Here is a 21,830-nt window from a genome sequence, read left to right as displayed (position 1 = left end):
GGCACCGTCGCAAGATTCGCTCTACGAGCGCTTCAGGTGCGAGAAGCGAATGCGATCGCGCTCCTCGATCGATCCATAAAGCCGCAACGAATCGGGGTCGGAGATTTCTTGAAAGTGCTCGCCGATGGATTCGGGCGTAAGTTGCTCCTCTTTCATCAACACGCCTTCCGTCTCGGCGATATATGCTCTGGAAACGACTCGACCGCTGGCCAGCAGCACCGCCGCCTGCGGCGCGTGCTCGGCGCAGAGATAGATCACCGCCGGCGTCACGTGCTGGCACTTCATGTTCTGTGCCATCAGCTGCGCCTGGGTCTCATCGATGACGCTGTCCGCCATCCGCGTGTAGGCGCCTGGGGAGATCGTGTTGACGTGAATGCCGTGTTTCCTGCCCTCGATCTGCAGGGTATTCATCAGGCCGATCAGCGCCATCTTGGCCGCCGAGTAGTTGGCTTGACCGAAGTTCCCATACAGACCGGAGATCGACGTCGTCATCACTACCCGACCGTACGCCTGTTCCCGCATGAGGGGCCACACAGCGGCGGTAGTGTTGACACTTCCCAGCAAGTGAACGTCCAGCACCGAGGAGAACTCGGAGCGGGTCATCTTCTGAAAGGATCTGTCCCGGATGATGCCGGCATTGTTGATCAGTACGTCGATGCGACCCCAGCGCTCGCGCACTGCCGCCACCATCTGCGCCACTTCTTCCTCATCGGCGACATTGGCGCCGCTTGCCAGCGCCTCGCCGCCCGAGGCGACGATCTCGGCGACCACCGACTGCGCGCTCTGACTGGAACGGCCGCGGCCGTCCAGGTTCGCACCCAGGTCGTTGACGACTACCCTCGCGCCGCGCTGAGCCAACGCCAAGGCATAGTCACGCCCCAGACCCGTGCCAGCTCCTGTGACCAGCGCGACTCGGCCGTCGAATCTGATCTGCTCGATATTGCCCACTGCTCAAAGGTCCCCTGTGCTTACGCGCAACTGTGCGACGCCTACGACCGACCAAACGCATCCGATCTGTCATTCACCAAGTCCAGGCCGGTACACCGTCGGTGTCACCGTGCAGAGCAGAGGCGGCCCGGCACCGCCCCTGCTTCCCTTGGGCTGGTTCGCCCTATCAGAGGAAATCGAAGCTCAGGTCGATGCCGATCACTCGCGGACGCAACGGTACGACGCCGTACGAATAGACCTGCACGTAGGCATCCTCATTGGTCAGATTCTTACCGTACAGCTGCACTCTTACACGATCGAAATCCAAGCCGGCCCGAATGCCGAGAGAGCCGTAATTGCCCATTTCCTGCAGGGATTTGGCGATGTCCGTATAGAAGCCGCTGATATAGGAGTAGTCGGCGCCCAAGAATCCCCGATAGTCGCCGATGTACGTCTCGTACTCCAGCGCGGCTCTGGCGTTGACCTCCGCCGCGCGTGGAATCCGATCACCCTTGCGCGCGCGGACTCCAGGATCGTCCTTGGCCAGGGTCGCATCGTTGTAGGAACCGCTGATATCCAATCGCAGGCCCTCGGTCAACTGAATCTGCGCTTCGGCTTCGACGCCATAGGAAGTTGCCTCCGACGCATTCATCGCCACCGTCGTGGTGCAGCCCTGCACCGGACTGAATACCTGCGTCGGCAGGTTCTTCCAATCGATTCGGTAGAGCGCGGTATTCAGCGATATCCGGTTGTCGAGGAATCGCATCTTCGCACCCAGCTCGAGGTTGTCCGTGGTGTCGGACTTCAAATTCTGACCGATGCGGGCGTTGGTACCGTCGAGCACGCCATCGCCGTCGGCATCGCAGATCGTAGGCACCGCCGGCAGCGCTCCCGGCCGACCGATTCTGAATCCTTCGCCCCACTCCAGATAGTACGTCGCACCGTCCGAGGGCTTATAGCTGAGATTGACCTTCCTCACGAAATCGCTTTCCTTGGCCGTACGGAACGTGAGCGCCGATTCGTCGATAGGCCCGACCGGATCGGGTATGACGCCGCTACCGCTGGTGCGCTCGTAGTCGAAGTACCGCCCGCCCAGCGTCAAGGTCCAGTTGTCGAGGAACTTGTAGTAGAACTCGCCGTACAGAGCGTGCTGCGTCAACTCCGCCGAGGCATGCGTATAGGCGAGCACGCTGTTGACATTCGAGACTGGCAAGCCGCGGAACCTGAAGTCGGCCGGAAACTGCGCCGGATCGCCCATCCAAACCCAGTTGTAACTGTCGCCATCTTCGGAGTGCTGATAAAAGTATCCGGCGGTGAACTCGACCGCGCCTCCGAAATCGGAAACCAGCCGCAGCTCCTCGAAAAACGCCTCGCGCTCGTCGGGGCCCTTCTTGACGCGAGCGATCTTCCCCTGATTGAGCGGCGGCACGAAGACCTGCGCGGTTTTGTAGCCTCCCTCGTACCACGAGGTGGAGGACATCAAGCTCGCCCATCCCATGTCGTACTCGACCACCAGGTTCGCCAGATCCAGTGTTTCCTGGAAGAACGTGCGGTCGTTCTTGCTATAACCGCCGGTCACGGGCCAGAACGCCCCTTTGTAAGGCGAAAGTCTCGCATCGGGCCGGTTATCGCCATCCTGGTACACCTCCTGAAAGGCGTACATGAACGTCGCACGCCACTGATCGTTAGGTTCCCAGCGCAGCGATGCTCGGACGCCTGTGAAGTCGACAGAGCCATTGTTCCCCTCATACTTGATCGGCCCGCCGTACCGCTCGTTCTCCGCGATCATCCAGGGCACTTCCGGCGCGATGTTGTCGACGTAGCCACCGTTGTGCATGTCGTACGCCGCGATGCGCAGAGCCAGCCGATCCTCGGCCAGTGGAATGTTGACCATGCCGGTGAGCGAGGTGTTGGCATCGCCGCCTCTGCCGGTGAGCGAGCGCCCCACCGTGACGTTGGCTGCCCTGTCTTTCAGATCGGGCGCATTGGGAATGCTCCGCAAGGTTCCTCCCAGCGAGCTGGAGCCATATAGCGAGCCTTGCGGGCCGCGCAGCACTTCCACTCGCGCCATATCGACGAGCTTCATGTCGGCGCTGAAGATGCTGTACTGGGGGCTGACCATCGGCACCTCGCCGAAGTACACACCGACCGTCGAATCGCCGCCCCAGAATCCTCCCAGGCCTCGGAAGGTAATATCGTTCAGGACGCTGACGGCGTTGTTGTGAGTGACGCTCGGCATGGCGCTCAGATAGTCTTCCATGCTGACCAGATTTCTCTCGGCGATATCCTCCATGCCGATCGCAGAGATGCTGATCGGCGTATCGAGCAGCGAGGTTTCGCGCTTCTGCGCCGAGACGACGATCTCTTCCAGGTTGCGAGCCGCGAGCTGATTCGTCTCGCTCTCTTCTGCAATGGCGCCGGCACTGCCCAGAGCCCCGACCACCACGGCGGCCAACGCTCGCGTCGGTCCGGAAAAATTATTTGTCTTCATCACGAGGACTCTCCACGCACCCAAAGTTGTTCGAAACAGCCGAGTAGCTCGGCATACCCCACGTGCAGTCTCAACCGGCCGCCTCGCCCGCACCGCACCGGACCGGCCAGGACAGAAGCGCCGGCGGCGAACATTCGCCGTTGCGGCGGCCTTTCTCCCTGTCTCTTCATCACGATCGAATCTTCTACTTATCGATCATTCAGTGCTTACTAAGCTATCACTTAGTAAAGTGCCACGCAACGCCGATTTGCCGCTGGCGTCCACCTGCAGCGCATGCCCCATGCATGACGGTTCAATTACTGGACGACCAGTTATTTATTAGATTGTCATTTAGTTGTAGTATGCGGCGCTGCTCGAGGACGCTCGCCCACCTACGGGCGGGAGGTCTTGCGCCCGCACCTGCAAGATCGTGCGAGCGCCGGACGTATCAACCAAGGAACCCGCCCATGCAAGCCACCAGAGCCGCCGCTCCGACCAAATCAGCCGCCCCCCCGCTGGCGGTCCGGGACGGGCAACTCACCAAGGAGGCGCTGATGCGAGTCGGGCTGCGTCTCTATAAAAGAGTCGGATACGAGGCCACCAGCCTGCGCATGATCACCGAGGAACTCGGCATCACCGTGGCAGCCACGTACTATTACTTCCGTTCGAAGGACGAACTGCTGGTGGCAGCCTTCAAGCGCAGCTTGGAAAACCTGCAGATGGCCCACGATAGCGTCAGTGCCGAGCTCTCCCCGCGCGAGCGCCTTTGGACCTTCGTCCACCTTCACACTCGAATGCAGCGCGCCGAGTCGGTGACCGACCGCCAGCCGTATGGCGCATCCCAGTTGATCACCAGCGTGCCCGCAGACACCGCCGCGCCTCTGATCGAACTGATGAGAAACATCCGAGACCGCCTGCGGAACATCATCGTCGCGGGCGTACGGGACAAATCCTTCGATAAAGTGGACCCCACCGCCACCACGTATGCCATCTTCGGAATGAGCCAGCAGATCAACTACTGGTACCAACCCAACGAAAGCCTCGATATGAACAAGCTTTCCACGATGTACGCCGACTTTGCGCTGCGCATCGTCGGCGCCGACCCGATCCGCAATCGCGCGCAGTTACTGAACCTGACCGCAGCGGCGACACTCGACGAAAACATCACTTGAGTTTCGGCGAAGGCCGTGCGGCAGTCGCGTCTTTCAATCCTGCGCCGAAAATTCCAGCCTTTGGAAAGACGGCGACGGCAGCGGGGCAAGTAACACATTTACCGCCAGCGTGCCTCGTTCGCAGCGATAATTCATTACCGCCGCGAGCACGTTTCTGACATTCATGCGACTCTCTCGCTGGCACTCACCGAGCTTCACGCGTACAGCCTGAAGCTCCGCGTCGCGCTTCCGCGCGGAACGATCGAGCAGCAGATTGTTCGCCAGCGAATGCGGAACGACTGTGACGGAGCCCGCCGCATAGATCTGAGTCACGAGGCTGTCGGCTGCCCTCAACGCCTCGCTCGCATGCACTGTCCGCGCCTGCAATGTGCCCGAGTCGTACAGCGTCGCGGCGGCCTTCTTCACCGCAATCTCGGCACGAGCATAGGTCCGATTGGCAAAGGCGAAGATGCCGAGATCGTACTCGGGAAAGAACAGGACGTTGGACCCATACCCCGGCAAGCCGCCGGAATGCCCGAAGAACGACTTGAATCGGCAGTCGGTGTAAGCCTGCAGCCCGAACCCATATATTCGAGTCGCAGCGCACGTGGCAGGATCGCCCGGTTCGGGCGGCACGGGCTGAAGGAACGATGCAGCTTGAACCATCTCCTTTCGCGTGGACCTGGCAGCGATCCGCGTGTGCTGCTCGTCCCGATCTGCCCATGCGTCGAGCAGGAAGCTCACGAACCGGGTGTAATCGCGAGCACTCGTGTGCAACCCTCCCATGGACGCGAACGCTCCGTCGGCCAGTACCGGTTCCTCATGCCAAGCCGCATCTTCGTAGCGATACCCGATGGCTCGATGGCGCGAATCCAGTTCGGACAATTGCCATCCCGAGGATCGCATGCCAAGCGCCTGAAGAATCTCTCGCTGTACGTACCGCTGATACTGGGTTTTGGATGCCGCCGTCACGATACGACCAAGTAGCGCGTACCCATAATTGGAATACTCGTACGCCGATCCCGGCTCGTATACCAACGGGACGCCCTGCGCGATCAACTGCGTGAACCGTGCCTCCGGCATGTCCAGCTGGCGATCGCCCCAGGGGTCGTCCGTCACGAAGCCCGCCGTATGAGCCAGCAGGTCTCGCACGCGTATCCGTCGTGCCTCCACGTCGGGGTAACGCACCTCGGCGAGCTGCGGAACCCAACGTTCGGCAGGCGCATCGAGCTGCAGCTTCCCCTCATCACGCAATTTGAGTATCGCAAGCGCCGTGAAAGCCTTGCTCATGGACGCTATGCGAAACAAGGAGTCGAACGTTACGGGCTCGCCGCTCTCGATGTCACGAACACCCAGCGCTCGACAGTGCACCAGGCGCCCTCCTTGCACGATCCCGTACACCATGCCCGGCACGTGCTGATCCCGCATGAAGGACTCAAAGATCGCATCGACCATCGTATAGCGCCCGCCGCCGACGCATTCCTCAACGGCTTCCGCCTTGGCCTCTCCGGCGAGCGCCATCAGCAATACCTGAAGCAGGACCTGCCAATGTTTCATATCGATTCCCGACTGTCCCAGCCCTACAAACCGCACCCGAACCGACCTGCGCAGCAATCGGCGCTAGTCGCTGCGCGCCATTTCTTGCTCCACCACGGCGATCCAGTAGCTGCTGCCAATCGGCAGTAGCTCGTCATTGAAGTCGTAGCGCGGGCTGTGAATCATCGGGCGATGGCCGGCGTCGGCTTGTCCCAGAAAGGCATAGGCGCCCGGCTTCTGCTGCAACATGCAGGCGAAATCCTCGGACCCGAGGACGGGATCGATCGCCTCGTCCACATTGCCCTCGCCCACGACGTTCGCGGCGGCACGCCGTGCCAACTGCGTCTCGCGCGGCGTGTTGCTCAAGGCAGGCAACTGCCGCTCGTACTCGATCTTCGCAGTCGCCCCGAACGCCTGCGCCACGCCATTGACGATCCGATGAATGCCCGCTTCGAGCTGATCTCTGACTTCAGGGATCAAGCTCCTTATCGTTCCGGTGAGCCGCGCGCTCTCGGGGATGACGTTGTGTGATGTGCCAGCCGTCACGCAGGTGATGCTGAGTGCCGCCGCCTGCAGCGGATCGATCGAGCGACTCACCAACGTCTGTAATGCGGTGATGGCGTGCGCCGTCACAACTACTGGATCGACCGTAAGGTGCGGCAGCCCGCCATGCCCACCCTTGCCAACGATGTCGATCGTGACCCGATCCATCGACGCCATCATCGGGCCCTGCCGGATGCCGACCGTGCCGAGCGGCAACCCCGGCCAGTTGTGCAGTCCGTAGACCGAGGAACATTCGAAGCGACTGAACAGCCGGTCATCCAACATGCGCTGCGCGCCGCCGAGCCCCTCTTCCGCCGGCTGAAAGATGAAGTGAACGGAGCCGGCCGGCGGCGCGACTGTCGCCAGGTACTTCGCCGCGCCGAGCAGCATCACGGTGTGACCATCATGCCCGCAGCCGTGCATCCGCCCCGGCGAGCCCGATGCGTGCGCGAACTGGTTTTCCTCGCGCATCGGCAGCGCATCCATGTCTGCACGAAGCGCAATCGGCTTTCTCGTCGGATCCGAACCGCGCAGCGTCCCAACGACACCCGTCCCGGCGATCCCGCGCTCGACCTCGAGCCCCCAACTCTCCAACTTGGACGCTACGAACTGCGACGTCCTGTGCTCTTCGAATCCAAGTTCGGGATGGGTGTGCAGGTCACGGCGCCACGCCTTCATCTGCTCATGCCACTGCCTCAGAGCGGGATGAATTCGCACGCCTCTACGCCTCGCTCTGTTCGCACGGCAGCGGTTCGAACACCGGAACAGGCGGCAGTCCGGAACGATCCCGCCACGTCACCCGGACTTTTGTCCCGATGCTGGCCGCGCCATTGACGATGTTGGTCAGCAAGCGCGGACCTTCGTCCAGTTCGACGATGGCTACCGTATAGGGCGGAGCAAATCCGGGCACCCACTGCTTGCGAACGGTGGTGATGGAGTACACCGTACCCGTGCCCCTCGCTGCAGACCACGAGACTGCGTCGGACTTGCACCGAATGCAGAATGGCCGACCATAGAACTGATGCCTGCCGCAGCCCGCGCAACGTTGGATGACCAACACTCCGCGTGTCGCCGCGTCCCAGAAAGGGCGATGAGTCGGATCGCCTTCCATTTGCCAATTGAACTCACTCACGGGCGAGCACCACCGTGGCCGACGTGGAAAAAGCCGGCCCGCCGATGCCGTGAGCCACGGCGATACCGGCACCGGGCACCTGCCGTTCGCCGGCTTCCCAGCGAAGCTGACGCACGGACTCCACGAGCAGCAGCAATCCAAGCGCGCCGGGATGGCAGTAGGACAGCCCGCCGCCCATCGTTGACATCGGCAACGAGCCGCCAGGCAGCGTGTGCCCGGCCTCGACAAATGCCCCGCCTTGCCCAGGCTCACAGAAACCGACGTCCTCCAGCTGGGAAATCACCGCGCTGGTGAAGTTGTCGTAAGGCTCGAAGACATCTACGTCCCGCGGAGTGACGCCCGCCATCGCAAAGGCGGTTCTGGCCGATTGCCTGCCTGGCGTCACGGCCAGATCCGGGACCTGCGCGACATGATAGGCACATTGCGCTTCTCCCACGCCAAGCACCTTGATCGGGCGTTTGGCAGCATCGCGCGCCCTGCTCGCCGTAGTGACCACGACAGCACCGCCGCCGTCCGTTACGAGACAACAATCCAACTGGCGCAGCGGGTCGCTGATCAATGGAGAATCGAGAACCTCGGCTATGGTGAGCGGGGTACGATGCCAGGCCTTGGGATTCAGAGCCGCCCAGCTCCTCGCCGACACCGCCACGCTCGCAAGCTGCTCGCTGGTGACTCCGTACTCGTACATATGGCGTGCCGCCTGCAATGCGTATTGAGAGATCGGCGACGCCAGGCCATACGGCTGCTCGAACTGCCCGGTGATGGAATAGTGATTCTCGACACCCGTACGGGGGCGATTGCGCCGGGAGCGCTGTCGGGACGCATACACGATCAGCGCACATTCGCACCTGCCTTCCCTTAGCGCCACCAGCGCGTGGTGCACGAAGCTCTCGAAGGCCGCGCCCCCCAAATCGCTCGCATCGGAGTACTTGGGGTAGATTCCCAGATACTCGCCAACCCGGACCGATGCACAATCTCCGCCCACCTCCGGCATATAGTTGGTGAACAGCGCATCCACGTCGGCAAACCCCATGCCCGCCTCGGCCAACGCCTCCCGCGCGGCGATCGCCGCCATCGAAAGCTCATTGTGATCGTTGACTTTTCCGAGCGGCGTTTCCGCCACTCCGGCAATGTATATATCCATGAGATCAAAGATTTCTCAAATCGTCTGGCGCCAGAACTGGTTGCGCTCACAGGCGGTAGTCAGCCCTGAGCCTGATCGGTAGCCAAGCAACTCGGGGACGCTCAAAGGAACGCACCCGCTACACGGACCTGTTGGTCGCACTCGCTTACTTGCAAAGGAAGGCCAATTCCGCAGCCACGCACAACGAATAAGCTCCAGTCAATCCATACTAAGTGACTGCTTAGTAATCGTCAACTGAACGATCAGTAACTTGAAAGACGCGTCAGCCCTGCCCTTGCGCATGCAGCTTCAGTTCCATGCCTGCCACGTGGTCGCAATGCCCGCCAGGAGCAGAACCGGCTTCGCCGCAAGAGTCCTCGCGACCTGCGACTTGGACTACTGTAGTCGCAGGTTCGGTGAGGCCCATAGGCGAGCGGTCAATTCTCATCGCGCGCGCATCAACGAATACTCATGGTGCAATTCGGTCCGAGCATTGCCTCGAGATGACCAAGAATCATTGATTCGGTGCGGCGACAGCAGCGGCTACTGACCTGAGCGGCACCTCGTGCTGCCCTACTGAACAACTTCTCCGGTGAGGCAACGGCTCGATGGTAGAAGCTCTGCATTCCCACCAAGTCGCTTCCGGCGCGTACTCGACTTCGTGGTTGACCTGGCCAACGAAGCACTTAAGCAGCGGATCCTGCAGCCCCGTGATGGATTACTTTCTTCTTCACCACGCGCCAAATAGTGCACGAGCGCTCGTTCCGACGAGGATCAACCAGCAACGCGTCCACGCCGGGCTCGGTAGCCGGACGCCCACCGAACGATGCAGCACGACTGGCGGTCAGCCGGCGAATCTCAATGACTATGCATGGCGATCGGACTTTTCCGGCCTCTTCCACACGCCGATTACCGCGTGATCAGCATTTCGCCATGGACAGGTAAGTCGCGGACGCCGGCAACAAGGGCAAGAACGAGCCGAGTCCGATCAGCGCAGCTGTTTGCCCCGCGCCGAATCCGCGGCCCATCGCCTGATCGGCAGAGTTCGCTCCACCGCAGTTGGTCACTCTCCGGTCACTCCGCAAAACGGGGGTGGTCGGCAACGGCGGTAACTCATTGAAATATGCTGGCGAGGGAGGGATTCGAACTTACGCCCTGATGGGCCACCTCCGATGTGTTTTGGGACACGGAGATTGGACAGGATCGAATGGACTTGGAAGACGCGGCCGACTTTATCCAGGAATTGGACTCAAGCCGAAGCTCAGGAATCGCGGGCCACGGAGACGTTTGCAAACGAAAGTCCCGCAAACTCACGCAACCATTTGGCAGCACGATCGTGCGAAAGTGACAGATGCTTGAGTGTGCGTTCGGGCACATAGGTTACAGGTCATTCCGGACACATGGGTAACACTTCTGGCATTTGCAGGAGACGCAAATGCCGTGGCAGGAGTGTTCCAAAGTGGACGAACGCCTACGCTTTGTGGCTCGCCTCCTGGAAGGCGAGAAGATGGCCGAACTTTGCCGGGAGTTCGATATCTCGCGTAAGACCGGCTACAAGATCTTCAATCGCTTCAAGGACTGTGGTCTGGAGGGGTTGACCGATCGATCGCGTCGGCCGTATCGACAGGCTAATCGCCTGCCATTCCAGATCGAGGCGCTGATCGTTCAGCTCAAGCGCGAGCATCCCAGCTGGGGCGCACCAAAGATCCGCGAGAAGCTGCGACGGCGTTGCAGCGATATCCTCCTGCCCGCCATCAGCACCGTGCATGCAGTGCTCGATCGGCATGGCCTGGTCACGCACGGACGCAAGCGCAGCGTCTACAAGGCGGAGGGCACGAGTCTCTCCACGCCGACGCGGCCCAACGATTTGTGGTGCGCCGACTATAAGGGCGAGTTCATGCTCGCCGATCGGCGCTACTGCTATCCGCTCACCATTACGGATTGCTGGAGTCGGTATCTGCTGTGCTGTGACGCGTTGGAAGCTACCAAGGAAATCTATGCTTTCAGCGTGTTCGAGCGTGCGTTCATGGATTTCGGCTTGCCTAAAGCAATTCGCACCGACAACGGCGTCCCCTTCGCCAGCACCACCGCGTTCTTCGGCCTGAGCAAGCTTTCGGTGTGGTGGCTGCGCCTGGGAATCACGCTAGAACGCATTCAGCCCGGACAGCCGCAGCAAAATGGCAGGCATGAGCGTATGCACCTGACCTTGAAGAAGGAAGCTACCAAGCCGCCGGGCAAGAACTTCCTTCAGCAGCAGGCGAAGTTCGACCACTTCATCCATGAGTACAACCAGGAACGCCCGCATCAGGCCTTGGGCATGCGCTACCCGGCGGAGTTGTATTGCCCCTCATTGCGGCTCTATCGAGGACTGCCGCCATTGGAATATCCGCTGCACGATCAAACCGTCACCGTTACGCAGTGCGGCCGGCTCTGCTTTGGCGGGCGCAAGATCAATCTCAGCGCCGTGTTCGCTGGTCACAACGTGGGAGTGCGGGAAGTGGCCGATCACGTCTGGCTGATCAGCTTCATGCATTACGACCTGGGGTTCTTCGACGATCAGAGTTGCCGGGTCGAGTGCGCACCGAATCCGTTCGGAGCTAAAGTGTTACCCATGTCTCCGGAATAATCCGTTACCCATCTGTCCAGAATGGACCCGAGGAGAGATGGCGCGCCCGGAAGGATTCGAACCTCCGACCTCATGGTTCGTAGCCATGCGCTCTATCCAACTGAGCTACGGGCGCAGCACTGCAACTCGGCCGGCGGCTGGGCCGCCCATCCGGTCGCCACAGCCGTGGGCCGCTCGTGTGAGGGCCGATACGGGGTAGCGAGGCCGTGTTGCTGGCGGAAGGGGTGCCGAGGGTCTGGAGGACCGTCTCGAAGGCTGAGGATTTTTCCCTTGTAGATCAGTAGCTTACTGATCCGATCAAGCCTCTTGCCACACCATCCGCTGACAAATCCCTGCGAGGACTCTGGCGCCGCCGGAGGACTCCGGGAATCGCCTGTCGCTGCAGGGGCGCGCATCCTACCACAACATTCGCGGAATGCCGCTAGTCCTGTGTTGGCTGGCAGCAAATTCACTGCCCCTGTCCTTGGAGCCGCCCGGAGCACGGTCGCCGGCCGGCAAGGCCCTGGCTCACTCCGCGCACACTCGTTTCGTGAGCGCACCGAGTGTCGATTCGCTGTACAGTCGTTGCACGTGCGAATGTATAGGTACTGCGCCAGGCGAGTTTCCCGACACGAGATGCACGCCAGTGATTTGATTGCGATGCCTGTCGTTCTGCCTCATCATTCACGGGCTTTTTTGCACGAGATTGCTTGAGGGAAGATTATGGCTGCGCGGGTAAGCGCCTCGAAGGCAAATAAGAAAACCGAAGTGCAGTCGCACAAACAAGAACTGCGAACCGAGGTTCAGGAATTCAAACGCAGGCGGATTCTCGAGCAATCCCGCGAGCTGTTCTTTGCGCAGGGCTATGAAGCGACCACGCTCGACACCATCGCTGCCGAGCTCAAGGTCACCAAGCCGTTTCTGTATTCCTACTTCCGCAACAAGAGCGAGATCCTCAACGCCATTTGCGAGATCGGCATCCGCGCGCCGCTGGCCGCGCTCGATGATGCGCTGGCCACCAAGCTGCCGCCCGGGGAAAAACTACGGCTCGCGATCGAGCGCGTAACCACAACCGCCCTGGCAAATCAGCAGTGCATCGTGGTGTACCGCCGCGAAGAAATGAACCTGGAGCCCGAAGAAGCCCAGGTGCTGGCGGAGCTGAAGCAGGAGTTCGATCGCAAGCTGTCCGGGCTGCTTCAGGAAGGCGCCAAGCGGGGTGAATTCACCTTCGACGATCCGGATTTCACGGCGCTGTCGATCGCCGGCTTGATCACCTGGTCGGCATTGTGGTGGCGCCCGGCCATGGGCCGCTGGTCGCAGACCGATGTGGTCATGCACATGATCCGCAACGTCGAGCGCATGGTGGGCCGCAAAGCTCGTACGACCGGGTCGATGTAACTCGCGTAGCGCTCGCTCCAATCCAGCCGCACAATGCGATGCGGCGCATGCTAAAACACGCTCCTGACTGCGCGTCATACCATCCGACAAATACCCCTGCCGAACATTGCGTGGGCCCTAGTTGCCCTTCGCACGGTTGATCGTGTCCGCGGCTCGCTCGGCGATCATGATGGTCGGGCCATTGGTGTTGCAGGAAGGCAGGCTCGGCATGACGGCCGCGTCGATCACGCGCAGGTTTCGAATGTTCTTCACACGCAAATGACTGTCGACGACGGCTTGCGGGTCGGCGTCAGCCCCCATGCGACACGTCCCAACCGGGTGATACATCGCAAACGATCCCGCGCGCACATAGGCTTCCCATTGCTCATCGGTGCCCACGGCCTCGCCCGGCAGGTATTCCTTTCGAACGTGCTCACGCAGCAGCGGCGAATGGAAGATCCCTCGCATGACCCGAGCGCCATCGATCAACGTCCGGACGTCGGCCTCGGACGCCAGCAAGGGATGATCGATGATCGGTGCATCCTGAGGATTGGATGAACGCAGCCGGATCACTCCGCGCGCCTGCGGGCGACTGACATTCACCGCCAGGCTGACGCGATTGGCTTCGGCCAATATCACTTTATCGGCGGTGACCTCATACCCCAACGGCTGAAAGTGAATCTGCGCATCGAACGCGGGCAATTCGGGCCGCGTCCTGAAGAACACGCCGACATGGGAGATGGGCGTAGTGCCGGGGCCTTGCCGCAGAATCGCAAACTGCAGGGCCCGCATACCATAGCGCCACTTCGAATGCGCATCGACGTTCATGGTGCGCATGTTGACGTCATAGCTGAGCATGATGCCGGGATGCTCTTGCAGATTGCGTCCCACGCCGGGCAGGTCTTGCAGGCAAGCAATGCCGTGACGCGCCAACTCCTCGCGCGGCCCGATGCCAGAAAGCATAAGAATCTTGGGCGAGCCGATCGTCCCAGCAGCCAACAACACTTCGCGGCGCGCTTTTGCGAGCTTGCCGACTCCGTGATGCTGGAACTCCACCGCCTCCGCCGCGCCAGCTCGCACGCGAACGCGACCAACGAACGCGCGCATCATCACTATTAGATTCTTGTGCCCGCGAATCGGACGCAGATAACCACGCGCGGCGCTGCATCGCATACCGCCCCATTGCGTGGCCTGATAGTAACCAACGCCCTCTTGCGCCACGCCATTGAAATCTTCGTTGCGCGGAATACCCGCAGCGACGCAGGCGTCGACAAACAAGCGATTGAACGGATGTTGGACCCGAAGATTCGCCACACCCAGCAGGCCCTTGTCGGAGTGAAACTCGCTGGAACCGCTCTCGTTGCGCTCGGCGCGCAGAAAGTACGGCAGCACTTCGGGAAAGCTCCAGCCCCACGCCCCCTGCTGCACCCAGCGCTCGTAATCGGCGGGATTGCCACGCAAATAGATCATGCCGTTGATGGAGCCGCCACCACCGAGAACCTTGCCCGAGGGCCAGCTGTCCACACGACCGTTGCGAGAGGAGTCGGGCTCGGTCTCGTACTTCCAGTCGTACTGCGCATTGCCGACCAATTTCGCGGAGCCGGCCGGCACATACACGGCAGCACTACGATCATCTCCGCCGGCTTCCAGCAGAATTACGCTGTGACCCGCATCAACGAGTCGACGCGCAGCGACGCAACCTGCCGAACCCCCACCGACGATCACATAGTCGGCTTCCAATGTCTCCGAAAACTCTTCAGCCACGATCAAAAGGTTTTGGTGAACTGCACGCCGTAGCTGCGCGGCGCGCCAAAGCGGGAGAACACATCGCCCAGGAAAGGAATGGCATCGACGCGATACAGCTCATCGGTCAGGTTCTTGCCGAACAGCGCCAGCTCCCACTGGGCATCGAGAGACTGCAGTGCCACGCGCGCATCCAGCAGCCCGAACGAATCCTCCAGGACCGTGTTCTCGACCAGCCAGGGCATATCGTCCTGCCATTGGTACTCCACGCGCGTATCCAGCGAGAAGGCATCGTTGATGTACAGAGCGTAGTCTACGCCACCGGTGAAGCGAAACTCCGGCGTGCGCGCCAGCCGATTGCCGGAGAGATCGTTGCCCGCCGAATCGATGAAATCCCGGTACTCCGAGTCGAGATAGGAACCGCTCAACCACAGCTGCAACTGCGCCAGGGGCCGCAGCTGCATTTCCAGCTCGACCCCCTTGATACGAGCAGAGGCTGCATTATCGATGATCAGCGACAGCCCTGCATCGTCGAGTTGTTCCACTTGCAGATCATCGAAATCAGTATGAAATACCGCCAGATTGGCACGGACGCGGCCATCGGCCCAATCGGTCTTGGCCCCGATCTCGTATGTCCACGCGATCTCGGGATCGTACGGAAACAATGCCGCCGCCCTCGTGCCCGGCTTGCCCTGCCAGCCTCCGCCTTTGAAGCCACGCGCCGCGCTTGCATACAACAGTACGCTGTCGCTCCTCCGCCAATCCAGGCTCACCCTGGGTGTGAGCTCACTCCAGCTCTTGCTGGTACGAATGTTCCAGAATTCCGCGCCTAACGGGGCCACGCAGAAGATGAAATCGGGCTGCGCGCCGAAATCCAGACACTCGGAGCGATTGCGGTAGCTCTTGTCGTCATAGGTGTAGCGGCCACCCGCCGTCAGAGACACCGCATCCGTCATCGCCCAAGTCAACTCGCCGTAGATGGCCGAGCTCTTGGTAATGTTCTGCTGATCGTAGATGAACTCGCCGTCGAGAATATCGCCCACGCTGCCCGGCCCGAGTGCGGAAAGAAATGTCGTCGCGATGCTGTTGTCGATGATGTCGGTGTCTTCGCGAAGGAAGTAGAGACCGGCAACCCAACGCACGGCACTGCCCTCGGCGGCGGAGCTCAGCCGCAAATCCTGGGTGAAGCCCGTGTACTTCTCTCGCTGGCCATTGGCCGCGTCGGTCAACGATGGCGGCGATTGCGTGCCCACGAGCGAATAGCGCCCATTGAAGTTGCCGTAACGTACAGCGGAGAGATATGTGAGCATGTGGCCACTGCCGAGACGATAGTCGATGCGCGCGGTCAGCCCCGCCGTGTCGTGATCCTCCCATTGGGTCCAGGGAGCATCGCTCTCCCGCACGTTGTTGCTCAGCAGCCCAGATCCGACCACGGCCCCCAAGCCGGGAATGGACAGATCGTCCACCGCGCGGCGCGACTGGCCATTGCTCTCGTTGTGACTGAAGTCGGCGATCAGATGGATGTCGAGGGCCGCGGTCGGCTGAAACAGCAGCGAGCCTCGCATCGCGTAGTTGTCTTGATCGTCCAATGCTTCATCGAGCAGGACGTTTTGGGAATATCCATCATGCGTGCGGTAGTACGCCGCCAGGCGGCCCGTGACCGTGTCGGCCAACTGGCCGGTGACATAGCCGGTTCCTTCCCAGAGATCGCGGCCACTGAAGACATCGAACTGACCGTAGGAAACAGCCACTCGCGCCTCCGCTTCAGTTCTCGGCCGCGCGGTGAGCAGGTTTACGGCACCGCCGACAACGTTCTTTCCATACAACGTTCCCTGCGGACCACGCACGACTTCGACGCGCTCCAGATCGAACAACGGGGGTGTTGCAGTGCCCCGCCGACCGACATACACCTCATCGATGAACAGACCCACCGACGGCTCGGCCGCCGAACCGGTCAATCGCAGCGTGCCAATGCCACGAATCACGATTTCGTGTTGATTGCCGATCTGTTGTCCGAAGGTGAAGCTCGGCGTGCGCGTCGCCACTTCGGACAGGTCCGTGATGCCGGCTTTGCGCAAAGCTTCATCGGACAGCACGCTCACCGCGACCGGAACATCCTGCAAGCGCTCCTCGCCTCTACGGCGGGCGCTCACCAGCACTTCTTCGATCGGGGAATCGTTGTTCGCTTCGGCGCGCGTCGGCGCGTTCTCAGCCGCTGCCCAAACGGGCGGGACGAACATGAGGAGTAAGGGCAACACTGCAACGCGGGGAGAAAACACCATTGTCCTGCAAACCATCGTGAGCTCCTTCAGCACGGCACCCCCGCGGGCTGCGACTATAGGACTGGTAGGCGTCGCCGTACAATGGTTGTTACATGGGATTTTCCACAGATGCCAGACGCGAATTTATTCGTGCCAGTCATCGCGCACGCGCTTGGCGGCCAGCAGGTATCCGATAGCGGCAGGAATGTTTGCGAGCAACACGGCGAGCAATCCATAGCGCAGCGAAACGGTCGGCTCGACAGCAGCGAATGCGTCGCTCACGATGCCCACCAGCACCGCGCCACCGCCCATGCCGAGCAGATTGCTGACGAACAAGGTCAACGCGACGCCGGTGGCTCGCAAATGCACACCAGCCACACCGTGCGTGGCCGCCAGCGCGGGGCCCACATACATCATGCTCAGGAATGCAGCAGGCGTGAGCAGCAGCAGACTCGCCAAGGCGGACTGCGCCAGAACCGCGAATGCATATAGCGGCGTAGAAACAACGGTGGCGATGGCTGGCGCCCACAACAGCCAGCGTCGCTCGTCCCGCGACAAGCGAGCGGTGATCACGCCGGCCACGATCGCTCCGGTTCCGGCGATCAAACCATTGATGATCGCCAGCGTGGTGCCCGCGTGCGAAGCGCTCATGTCATGCACTCTCATGAAGAATGCCGGCAACCACGTGGCCACGCCATAGGTCACCATGGATTGGAATCCGCCAGCGAGCGCAATGAAGATCAATGTGCGTCTGCGTAACAACTGGCCGAGGTCCGACCAGAAACGCGCGGGAGTCGACGCGGCCGGCGCAACATGCGATGGCAATGACATCCCACGTGTCGGCTCGCGAAGTGTGACCAGCACGAGCAATGCGACCACGACGCCTGGCAGACCGATGATCACCAGCGCTGCGCGCCATCCATGAGCTTCGGCCAACCAACCGCCACCGAGCAGGCCGAGGAACACGCCCACCGACGCGCCGGCCGAATAGATGGACAGCGCCGCAGGTCGATCCTCCGGCCGATAGTAGTCCGACAGAATGGAATGGGACGGTGCGACACAGCCCGCCTCGCCAATGGCCACACCGACGCGTGCCAGCAAGAGCTGCGCAAAGTTGGCGGCGATCCCACATAACGCGGTCATCGATGACCACACGATCATGCACACCGCAATCAAGTTGCGGCGCGATCGCTGGTCGGCCAGACGTGCCACCGGCACACCTGCAGTCACATAGAACAACGCGAAGGCCAGCCCGCTCAGCAGCCCGAGTTGCGTATCGCTCAGCTGCAGATCGCGCTTGATGGGCTCGATCAGCACCGACAGCACCTGCCGGTCGATGAAGTTGATGATGAAGACCAGCGTCAGCAGCGCCAGCACATAGAAACGATAGCCACGCGAAACACTATCGAGGCCGGACACCGGCGTTGGCATCAACTTCACAGTCGACAAGGTGATATCACGACAGACGTTTCTGCGGCGGCTGGCAGTCAGCTCTGCTCGTTGATATAGCGGGTGGGGGCCGCTCCGAACGCCTTGCGGAACATGGCGGTGAAGGCACTCGGACTGTTGTAGCCGACATCGAAGGCAACCGCTGTCACCGGCTCGCCAATGGCGAGCCGGGACATCGCCTCCATCAGCCGCACGTGCTGCCGCCAGGTGGCAAAGCTCATCTGGGTCTCACGGCGAAACATCCGTGTGAACGTGCGGCGCCCCATGCCTGCCACGCGAGCCCAATCGTCCAGCGTATCGGCGTGCGCCGGATCGTCGAGAATCGCACGGCAAACTTTCAACAAACGGGCGTCCTGCGGCATCGAGATGTCCAGCGGAATGCTGGGTGCGCTGGCGATCTCGTCCAGGATCAGCCGCATGACACGGCCGTCGCGCCCCTGCTCGTCGTATTCGATGGGCATGCGCACGGCCGCAAGAATCAGTTCACGCAACAGGTCGGAGACTTCGAAGACGCGGCAGGCTTCCGGAAGATCGCCCCGCACACGCTCGTCGATATACAGCGTGCGTACCGACACGTGGCCGCGGCAGGCCATCTCATGAGCGACCCCGCTCGGAATCCATAACGCTCGATGCGGCGGCAGGATGTAGCTGGCGTGATCGGTGGTGATTGAAGCCACGCCACAAATCGAGTACAGCACCTGGGCGCGCTTATGCGAGTGCCTCGGTTGAATCGAGCCGGACTCGTACTCATCCGCCAGTGCGGCCACTGGACGCGGCACGTCCTGATAATCGACGCTCAGCGTGCTGCGCGGCGCTACGGTCCCTTCGCTGGACGCGAGCAGGCGATCGAGAGTGGCTCTGGAAGCGCCGCGGCGCTGGCCCGGACGAGATGAATGTTGCTCCATCGGCGATGGCACACCAGTGGCTGAGTGCTAGCTTGCTCCGAACGCAGCAGTGATACCACAAAACGGCCGGCCAGACACGGCACCGGCACGAGTCCAGCACGTTGAACGACCCGACCTCCTCGGCCCTTGCGGCGCCTGGCGCCAGCTTGGATCCCGGAGTGCGCCATTTCGTGATCACCCCTGAGCCGGGTCTTTGCGGACTATCCGAATTCAACAACTTACCGCTGCCCGAAATGCGACGCACCTGCGAGTGCCTCCGGGCCCCTTGGGCGGCGGGCGGTCCTGTCACACTACGACAGTTCATCGCCCGTCGAGAGACATGATGGCGGCGAATACGTGTGAGCGTTACCCGCTTGTCAGTGCCAGGGAGGAGATGGATTTGAAGCCATGGACGCAGCGATGTCCTCGATCGGCAGGAACGGCTCGGGCAGACGAAAAGCCGCTGGCCCGAAGCAATCGAGCGCTGCCTCCGTGCGCATCTGCGCGGGAGCACTCAACCCAAGCACGCTGACACGTTGGCCGTATCGTCGTCCGCAATGGATCCAGCACCGGAACCTCAGCCGCGTGGCGTCGCTCGCAGCGGGCTATTCAGAATTTTTCCGATCTGCTGCCGTCGGCGCTCGGAGAGAGCCGGCTCGTCCAGCAGCGATTCCAGAGCCCGAAGCCCGTCCTCGCCCGGGATCTTCATCAGCGCCGGCAGCGCACAGAGCGCAACATAGTCGTCGTCATTTTTGACGAGCGATACGAGATGCGGCACATCCTCTGATTGCCCCACGACACCCAGCGTCGCCGCGGCCTGACAGCGAACCTCGCGGTTGGCCGCATCGAGCGAATCGAGCGCGAGTTGTCGGAACGCGGGATTGTCCCGCTCACCCATTTGGAACAATACCTGTCCGGCCACCAGCCGAACCTCGGCCCGCGACAGCACCGACCAGTTCAAGTCCTCATACTGTTCGCGCTCCTGTTTCCACACCGCCGACACGAGCTGCTGCACGAAAGGACCACGACCGGGCAGTTGCGCGATGCCGTTGCGCATATCGTTCGAGTCCTCGCGTTTTAAAACGTCGCGGATCTGCTCATCTGTCATATGGAGGGGCAGTAACGTTTGCTCGATCCTGCTTTGTTTCCCTGCCTCTTGCCCCCACAAGACCGTCAGCACTTGATCGTTGTTCCCTATATTGCCGTCATTCTGCCCGCACCCGACCAGCAACGCGCCCAGGAATAGCACGACGCCACTTCGAGCGCATAATGTGCGAGAACACTTGGCGGATCGTCATGACTCTCGGTCAACCCGTATGCTGGTTCGTCTCGATCAAGTTCCGACAGGCTTCGCTACACACATTGCACGCCGATTTCGCATTCGCGTCGGCTGTGCAAGTATCTGGCATGCATCATCTCCGGCTCAGCTGCACCACCCCAGCGCTTTTCGCTGTCCATCCCGAGCGAGATCTGATGAATTCGAAGGCTCCGTTGGCGGCGATCACGCCGCAACCTAGATACACTGACGCCAGATCGACCAGCAACCAGGTTCTGTTCAGCTTACCCAGAGGCACTCGATACTTCTGCTTCAGCGCCAGCAGAACGACATGCCTCAACATCTCGGCGCTCAACAGCTTCACATTACCGAGCAGCCCCTGCCTGACTCGGACGATCACCAGCTTTGCTGAGCGAACATCGAGCGACTAATTGACGACCGCCCCCTCGTTCGCGTAGCGCACAGCTGCATTCGCTATTTCGGCCTCAACGTCGTTCGCAATGGTCATCACCCGCAGCCGAATCTCCGGCACGCCACACACGTAGCACGACACCTGCGCAAGCGCCTCCGCTCCTCGGGGATCGGGCGTGTAGCGAAATGCGAAGAAGTCTTCCGTCAGAAGGATGGTCGGCCGAGCACACAGGTCGAGTCCCGCTTTGGATAGCTTCAGATGCAGCTTCCGCATCTCCTGGGAGATTCGTGCCCTCATATCGTGTCGCTCGCTCAGGTGCCGATGGACCAAGTGCAACAAGCCCTGTCGTGTCTGCGCGTGCAGCGCGTTGTCCAGTTCGCTGGCCGAACATCCAGCCGGCACCTGCTCCACAAACCCTTTGCTCGTATCCAACAGCGTGCCGTCGGTAGAGCACCAGATGCACGGTGAGACCACAGACCACTGGCTTCAAACTGGCGGAGGATCGCAGCGCGTAGTACTTGCCGCGATGAGAGTAGCTGGTCAGGTACGGCAATGCTGTCAATTTCCGGAACACGGACATGCGGACTGCGTTCCGAGCGCCGCCAACTGTTCGAACGTGCACACGGTCCACTGCCGCAGCACGCGTTGCAGGCCTCGGACCGAACGAAGAAACAGCCGAAATGTGGGCAACGCCGACTGCGCTGCCAACCCGCAGCGATCCAGATGTACTTCTATATGTGGTACATCTCTACATCTTCTGCGCTATTTTTTTTGCGCCGTCCCTTAGGATCAATGGTGCTTATTAACCCGGCGTAATTGAAGTGGACTCACGCGGCGTAGCGAATGTTCTTATTCTTGAAGTATGCCCGCACGCGGGTTGGCGACTTCTGGATCCGGCGCGAGTGACTGAGCATCGTGCGTTTCAGATCCTTCACATCTTT

17 protein-coding genes and 1 tRNA gene are annotated in these 21,830 nt (G+C 61.1%); 3 read left to right on the top strand and 15 right to left on the bottom strand.

Features of this window, described 5'->3' with window-relative positions; translation table 11 throughout:
* Positions 1-21: 21 nt before the first annotated feature.
* The gene (locus VGE08_RS14605; protein ID WP_331068636.1) at positions 22-948 is read right to left on the bottom strand and encodes an SDR family NAD(P)-dependent oxidoreductase; all 927 of its coding nucleotides are present in this window, start codon (positions 946-948) and stop codon (positions 22-24) included.
* Between the two features lie 166 nt (positions 949-1,114).
* Complete coding sequence (locus tag VGE08_RS14600) at positions 1,115-3,418, bottom strand: TonB-dependent receptor (RefSeq protein ID WP_331068647.1); 2,304 nt, start codon at positions 3,416-3,418, stop codon at positions 1,115-1,117.
* 446 nt (positions 3,419-3,864) lie between these two features.
* On the opposite strand from VGE08_RS14600, the gene VGE08_RS14595 reads away from it, so the two are divergent.
* Positions 3,865-4,569 carry a TetR/AcrR family transcriptional regulator gene (locus VGE08_RS14595; protein WP_331068635.1) on the top strand — a complete coding sequence of 235 codons (705 nt, stop codon included), beginning with the start codon at positions 3,865-3,867 and terminating at the stop codon, positions 4,567-4,569.
* Between the two features lie 33 nt (positions 4,570-4,602).
* Here VGE08_RS14595 and VGE08_RS14590 read toward each other — a convergent pair whose 3' ends face one another.
* The 4 genes from VGE08_RS14590 to VGE08_RS14575 form a co-directional block, all read right to left on the bottom strand.
* Complete coding sequence (locus VGE08_RS14590) at positions 4,603-6,105, bottom strand: serine hydrolase domain-containing protein (protein ID WP_331068634.1); 1,503 nt, start codon at positions 6,103-6,105, stop codon at positions 4,603-4,605.
* Positions 6,106-6,168: 63 nt separating this feature from the next.
* The gene (locus tag VGE08_RS14585) at positions 6,169-7,344 is read right to left on the bottom strand and encodes a M20 aminoacylase family protein (RefSeq protein WP_331068633.1); all 1,176 of its coding nucleotides are present in this window, start codon (positions 7,342-7,344) and stop codon (positions 6,169-6,171) included.
* A gap of 4 nt (positions 7,345-7,348) precedes the next feature.
* Positions 7,349-7,738 (bottom strand): Zn-ribbon domain-containing OB-fold protein, encoded by a 390-nt coding sequence (locus VGE08_RS14580; protein ID WP_331068646.1) that lies wholly within the window; start codon positions 7,736-7,738, stop codon positions 7,349-7,351.
* Between the two features lie 13 nt (positions 7,739-7,751).
* Complete coding sequence (locus VGE08_RS14575; protein WP_331068632.1) at positions 7,752-8,903, bottom strand: acetyl-CoA acetyltransferase; 1,152 nt, start codon at positions 8,901-8,903, stop codon at positions 7,752-7,754.
* A 1,414-nt stretch (positions 8,904-10,317) separates the two neighbouring features.
* Here VGE08_RS14575 and VGE08_RS14570 point away from each other — a divergent pair.
* Positions 10,318-11,508 (top strand): IS481 family transposase, encoded by a 1,191-nt coding sequence (locus VGE08_RS14570; protein WP_349258706.1) that lies wholly within the window; start codon positions 10,318-10,320, stop codon positions 11,506-11,508.
* A gap of 38 nt (positions 11,509-11,546) precedes the next feature.
* On the opposite strand, the gene VGE08_RS14565 is transcribed toward VGE08_RS14570, so the two are convergent.
* Positions 11,547-11,623 (bottom strand) — tRNA-Arg (locus VGE08_RS14565).
* Positions 11,624-12,210: 587 nt separating this feature from the next.
* Here VGE08_RS14565 and VGE08_RS14560 point away from each other — a divergent pair.
* On the top strand, positions 12,211-12,885 hold the full coding sequence (locus VGE08_RS14560; RefSeq protein WP_331068630.1) for a TetR/AcrR family transcriptional regulator: 675 nt from the start codon (positions 12,211-12,213) through the stop codon (positions 12,883-12,885).
* Positions 12,886-13,002: 117 nt separating this feature from the next.
* On the opposite strand, the gene VGE08_RS14555 is transcribed toward VGE08_RS14560, so the two are convergent.
* The 8 genes from VGE08_RS14555 to VGE08_RS14525 form a co-directional block, all read right to left on the bottom strand.
* Positions 13,003-14,628 carry a GMC family oxidoreductase gene (locus tag VGE08_RS14555; RefSeq protein WP_331068629.1) on the bottom strand — a complete coding sequence of 542 codons (1,626 nt, stop codon included), beginning with the start codon at positions 14,626-14,628 and terminating at the stop codon, positions 13,003-13,005.
* Between the two features lie 2 nt (positions 14,629-14,630).
* Entirely contained in the window at positions 14,631-16,847 is a 2,217-nt protein-coding gene (locus tag VGE08_RS14550) for a TonB-dependent receptor (RefSeq protein WP_331068628.1), read from the bottom strand.
* A gap of 165 nt (positions 16,848-17,012) precedes the next feature.
* Positions 17,013-18,308 carry an MFS transporter gene (locus tag VGE08_RS14545; RefSeq protein WP_331068645.1) on the bottom strand — a complete coding sequence of 432 codons (1,296 nt, stop codon included), beginning with the start codon at positions 18,306-18,308 and terminating at the stop codon, positions 17,013-17,015.
* Positions 18,309-18,355: 47 nt separating this feature from the next.
* Positions 18,356-19,222, bottom strand: coding sequence for a helix-turn-helix transcriptional regulator (locus VGE08_RS14540; RefSeq protein ID WP_331068627.1), 867 nt, complete (start codon positions 19,220-19,222; stop codon positions 18,356-18,358).
* Between the two features lie 356 nt (positions 19,223-19,578).
* A complete protein-coding gene (locus tag VGE08_RS26375; protein ID WP_349258707.1) occupies positions 19,579-19,764 on the bottom strand; it encodes a hypothetical protein in 186 nt (61 codons plus the stop codon).
* A gap of 14 nt (positions 19,765-19,778) precedes the next feature.
* Positions 19,779-20,450: a HEAT repeat domain-containing protein gene (locus tag VGE08_RS14535; protein WP_331068626.1), complete on the bottom strand. Its 672-nt coding sequence runs from the start codon at positions 20,448-20,450 to the stop codon at positions 19,779-19,781.
* A gap of 163 nt (positions 20,451-20,613) precedes the next feature.
* Positions 20,614-20,877 carry a hypothetical protein gene (locus VGE08_RS14530; protein WP_331068625.1) on the bottom strand — a complete coding sequence of 88 codons (264 nt, stop codon included), beginning with the start codon at positions 20,875-20,877 and terminating at the stop codon, positions 20,614-20,616.
* 27 nt (positions 20,878-20,904) lie between these two features.
* The gene (locus tag VGE08_RS14525; RefSeq protein WP_331068624.1) at positions 20,905-21,186 is read right to left on the bottom strand and encodes a hypothetical protein; all 282 of its coding nucleotides are present in this window, start codon (positions 21,184-21,186) and stop codon (positions 20,905-20,907) included.
* Positions 21,187-21,830: the final 644 nt, after the last annotated feature.

Source organism: Steroidobacter sp. (assembly GCF_036406195.1).
Classification (GTDB): domain Bacteria; phylum Pseudomonadota; class Gammaproteobacteria; order Steroidobacterales; family Steroidobacteraceae; genus Steroidobacter.
The sequence above is the reverse complement of the archived record's forward strand: the minus strand, read 5'-3'. Positions and strand labels throughout refer to the sequence as shown.

Coding starts and splice junctions, on each gene's coding strand:
- VGE08_RS14575 (WP_331068632.1), bottom strand. CDS start 8,903: ATGGATATATACATTGCCGGAGTGGCGGAAACGCCGCTCGGAAAAGTC.
- VGE08_RS14540 (WP_331068627.1), bottom strand. CDS start 19,222: ATGGAGCAACATTCATCTCGTCCGGGCCAGCGCCGCGGCGCTTCCAGA.
- VGE08_RS14580 (WP_331068646.1), bottom strand. CDS start 7,738: ATGGAAGGCGATCCGACTCATCGCCCTTTCTGGGACGCGGCGACACGC.
- VGE08_RS14550 (WP_331068628.1), bottom strand. CDS start 16,847: ATGTTCGTCCCGCCCGTTTGGGCAGCGGCTGAGAACGCGCCGACGCGC.
- VGE08_RS14525 (WP_331068624.1), bottom strand. CDS start 21,186: ATGAGGGCACGAATCTCCCAGGAGATGCGGAAGCTGCATCTGAAGCTA.
- VGE08_RS14590 (WP_331068634.1), bottom strand. CDS start 6,105: ATGAAACATTGGCAGGTCCTGCTTCAGGTATTGCTGATGGCGCTCGCC.
- VGE08_RS14570 (WP_349258706.1), top strand. CDS start 10,318: ATGCCGTGGCAGGAGTGTTCCAAAGTGGACGAACGCCTACGCTTTGTG.
- VGE08_RS14560 (WP_331068630.1), top strand. CDS start 12,211: ATGGCTGCGCGGGTAAGCGCCTCGAAGGCAAATAAGAAAACCGAAGTG.
- VGE08_RS14600 (WP_331068647.1), bottom strand. CDS start 3,418: ATGAAGACAAATAATTTTTCCGGACCGACGCGAGCGTTGGCCGCCGTG.
- VGE08_RS14595 (WP_331068635.1), top strand. CDS start 3,865: ATGCAAGCCACCAGAGCCGCCGCTCCGACCAAATCAGCCGCCCCCCCG.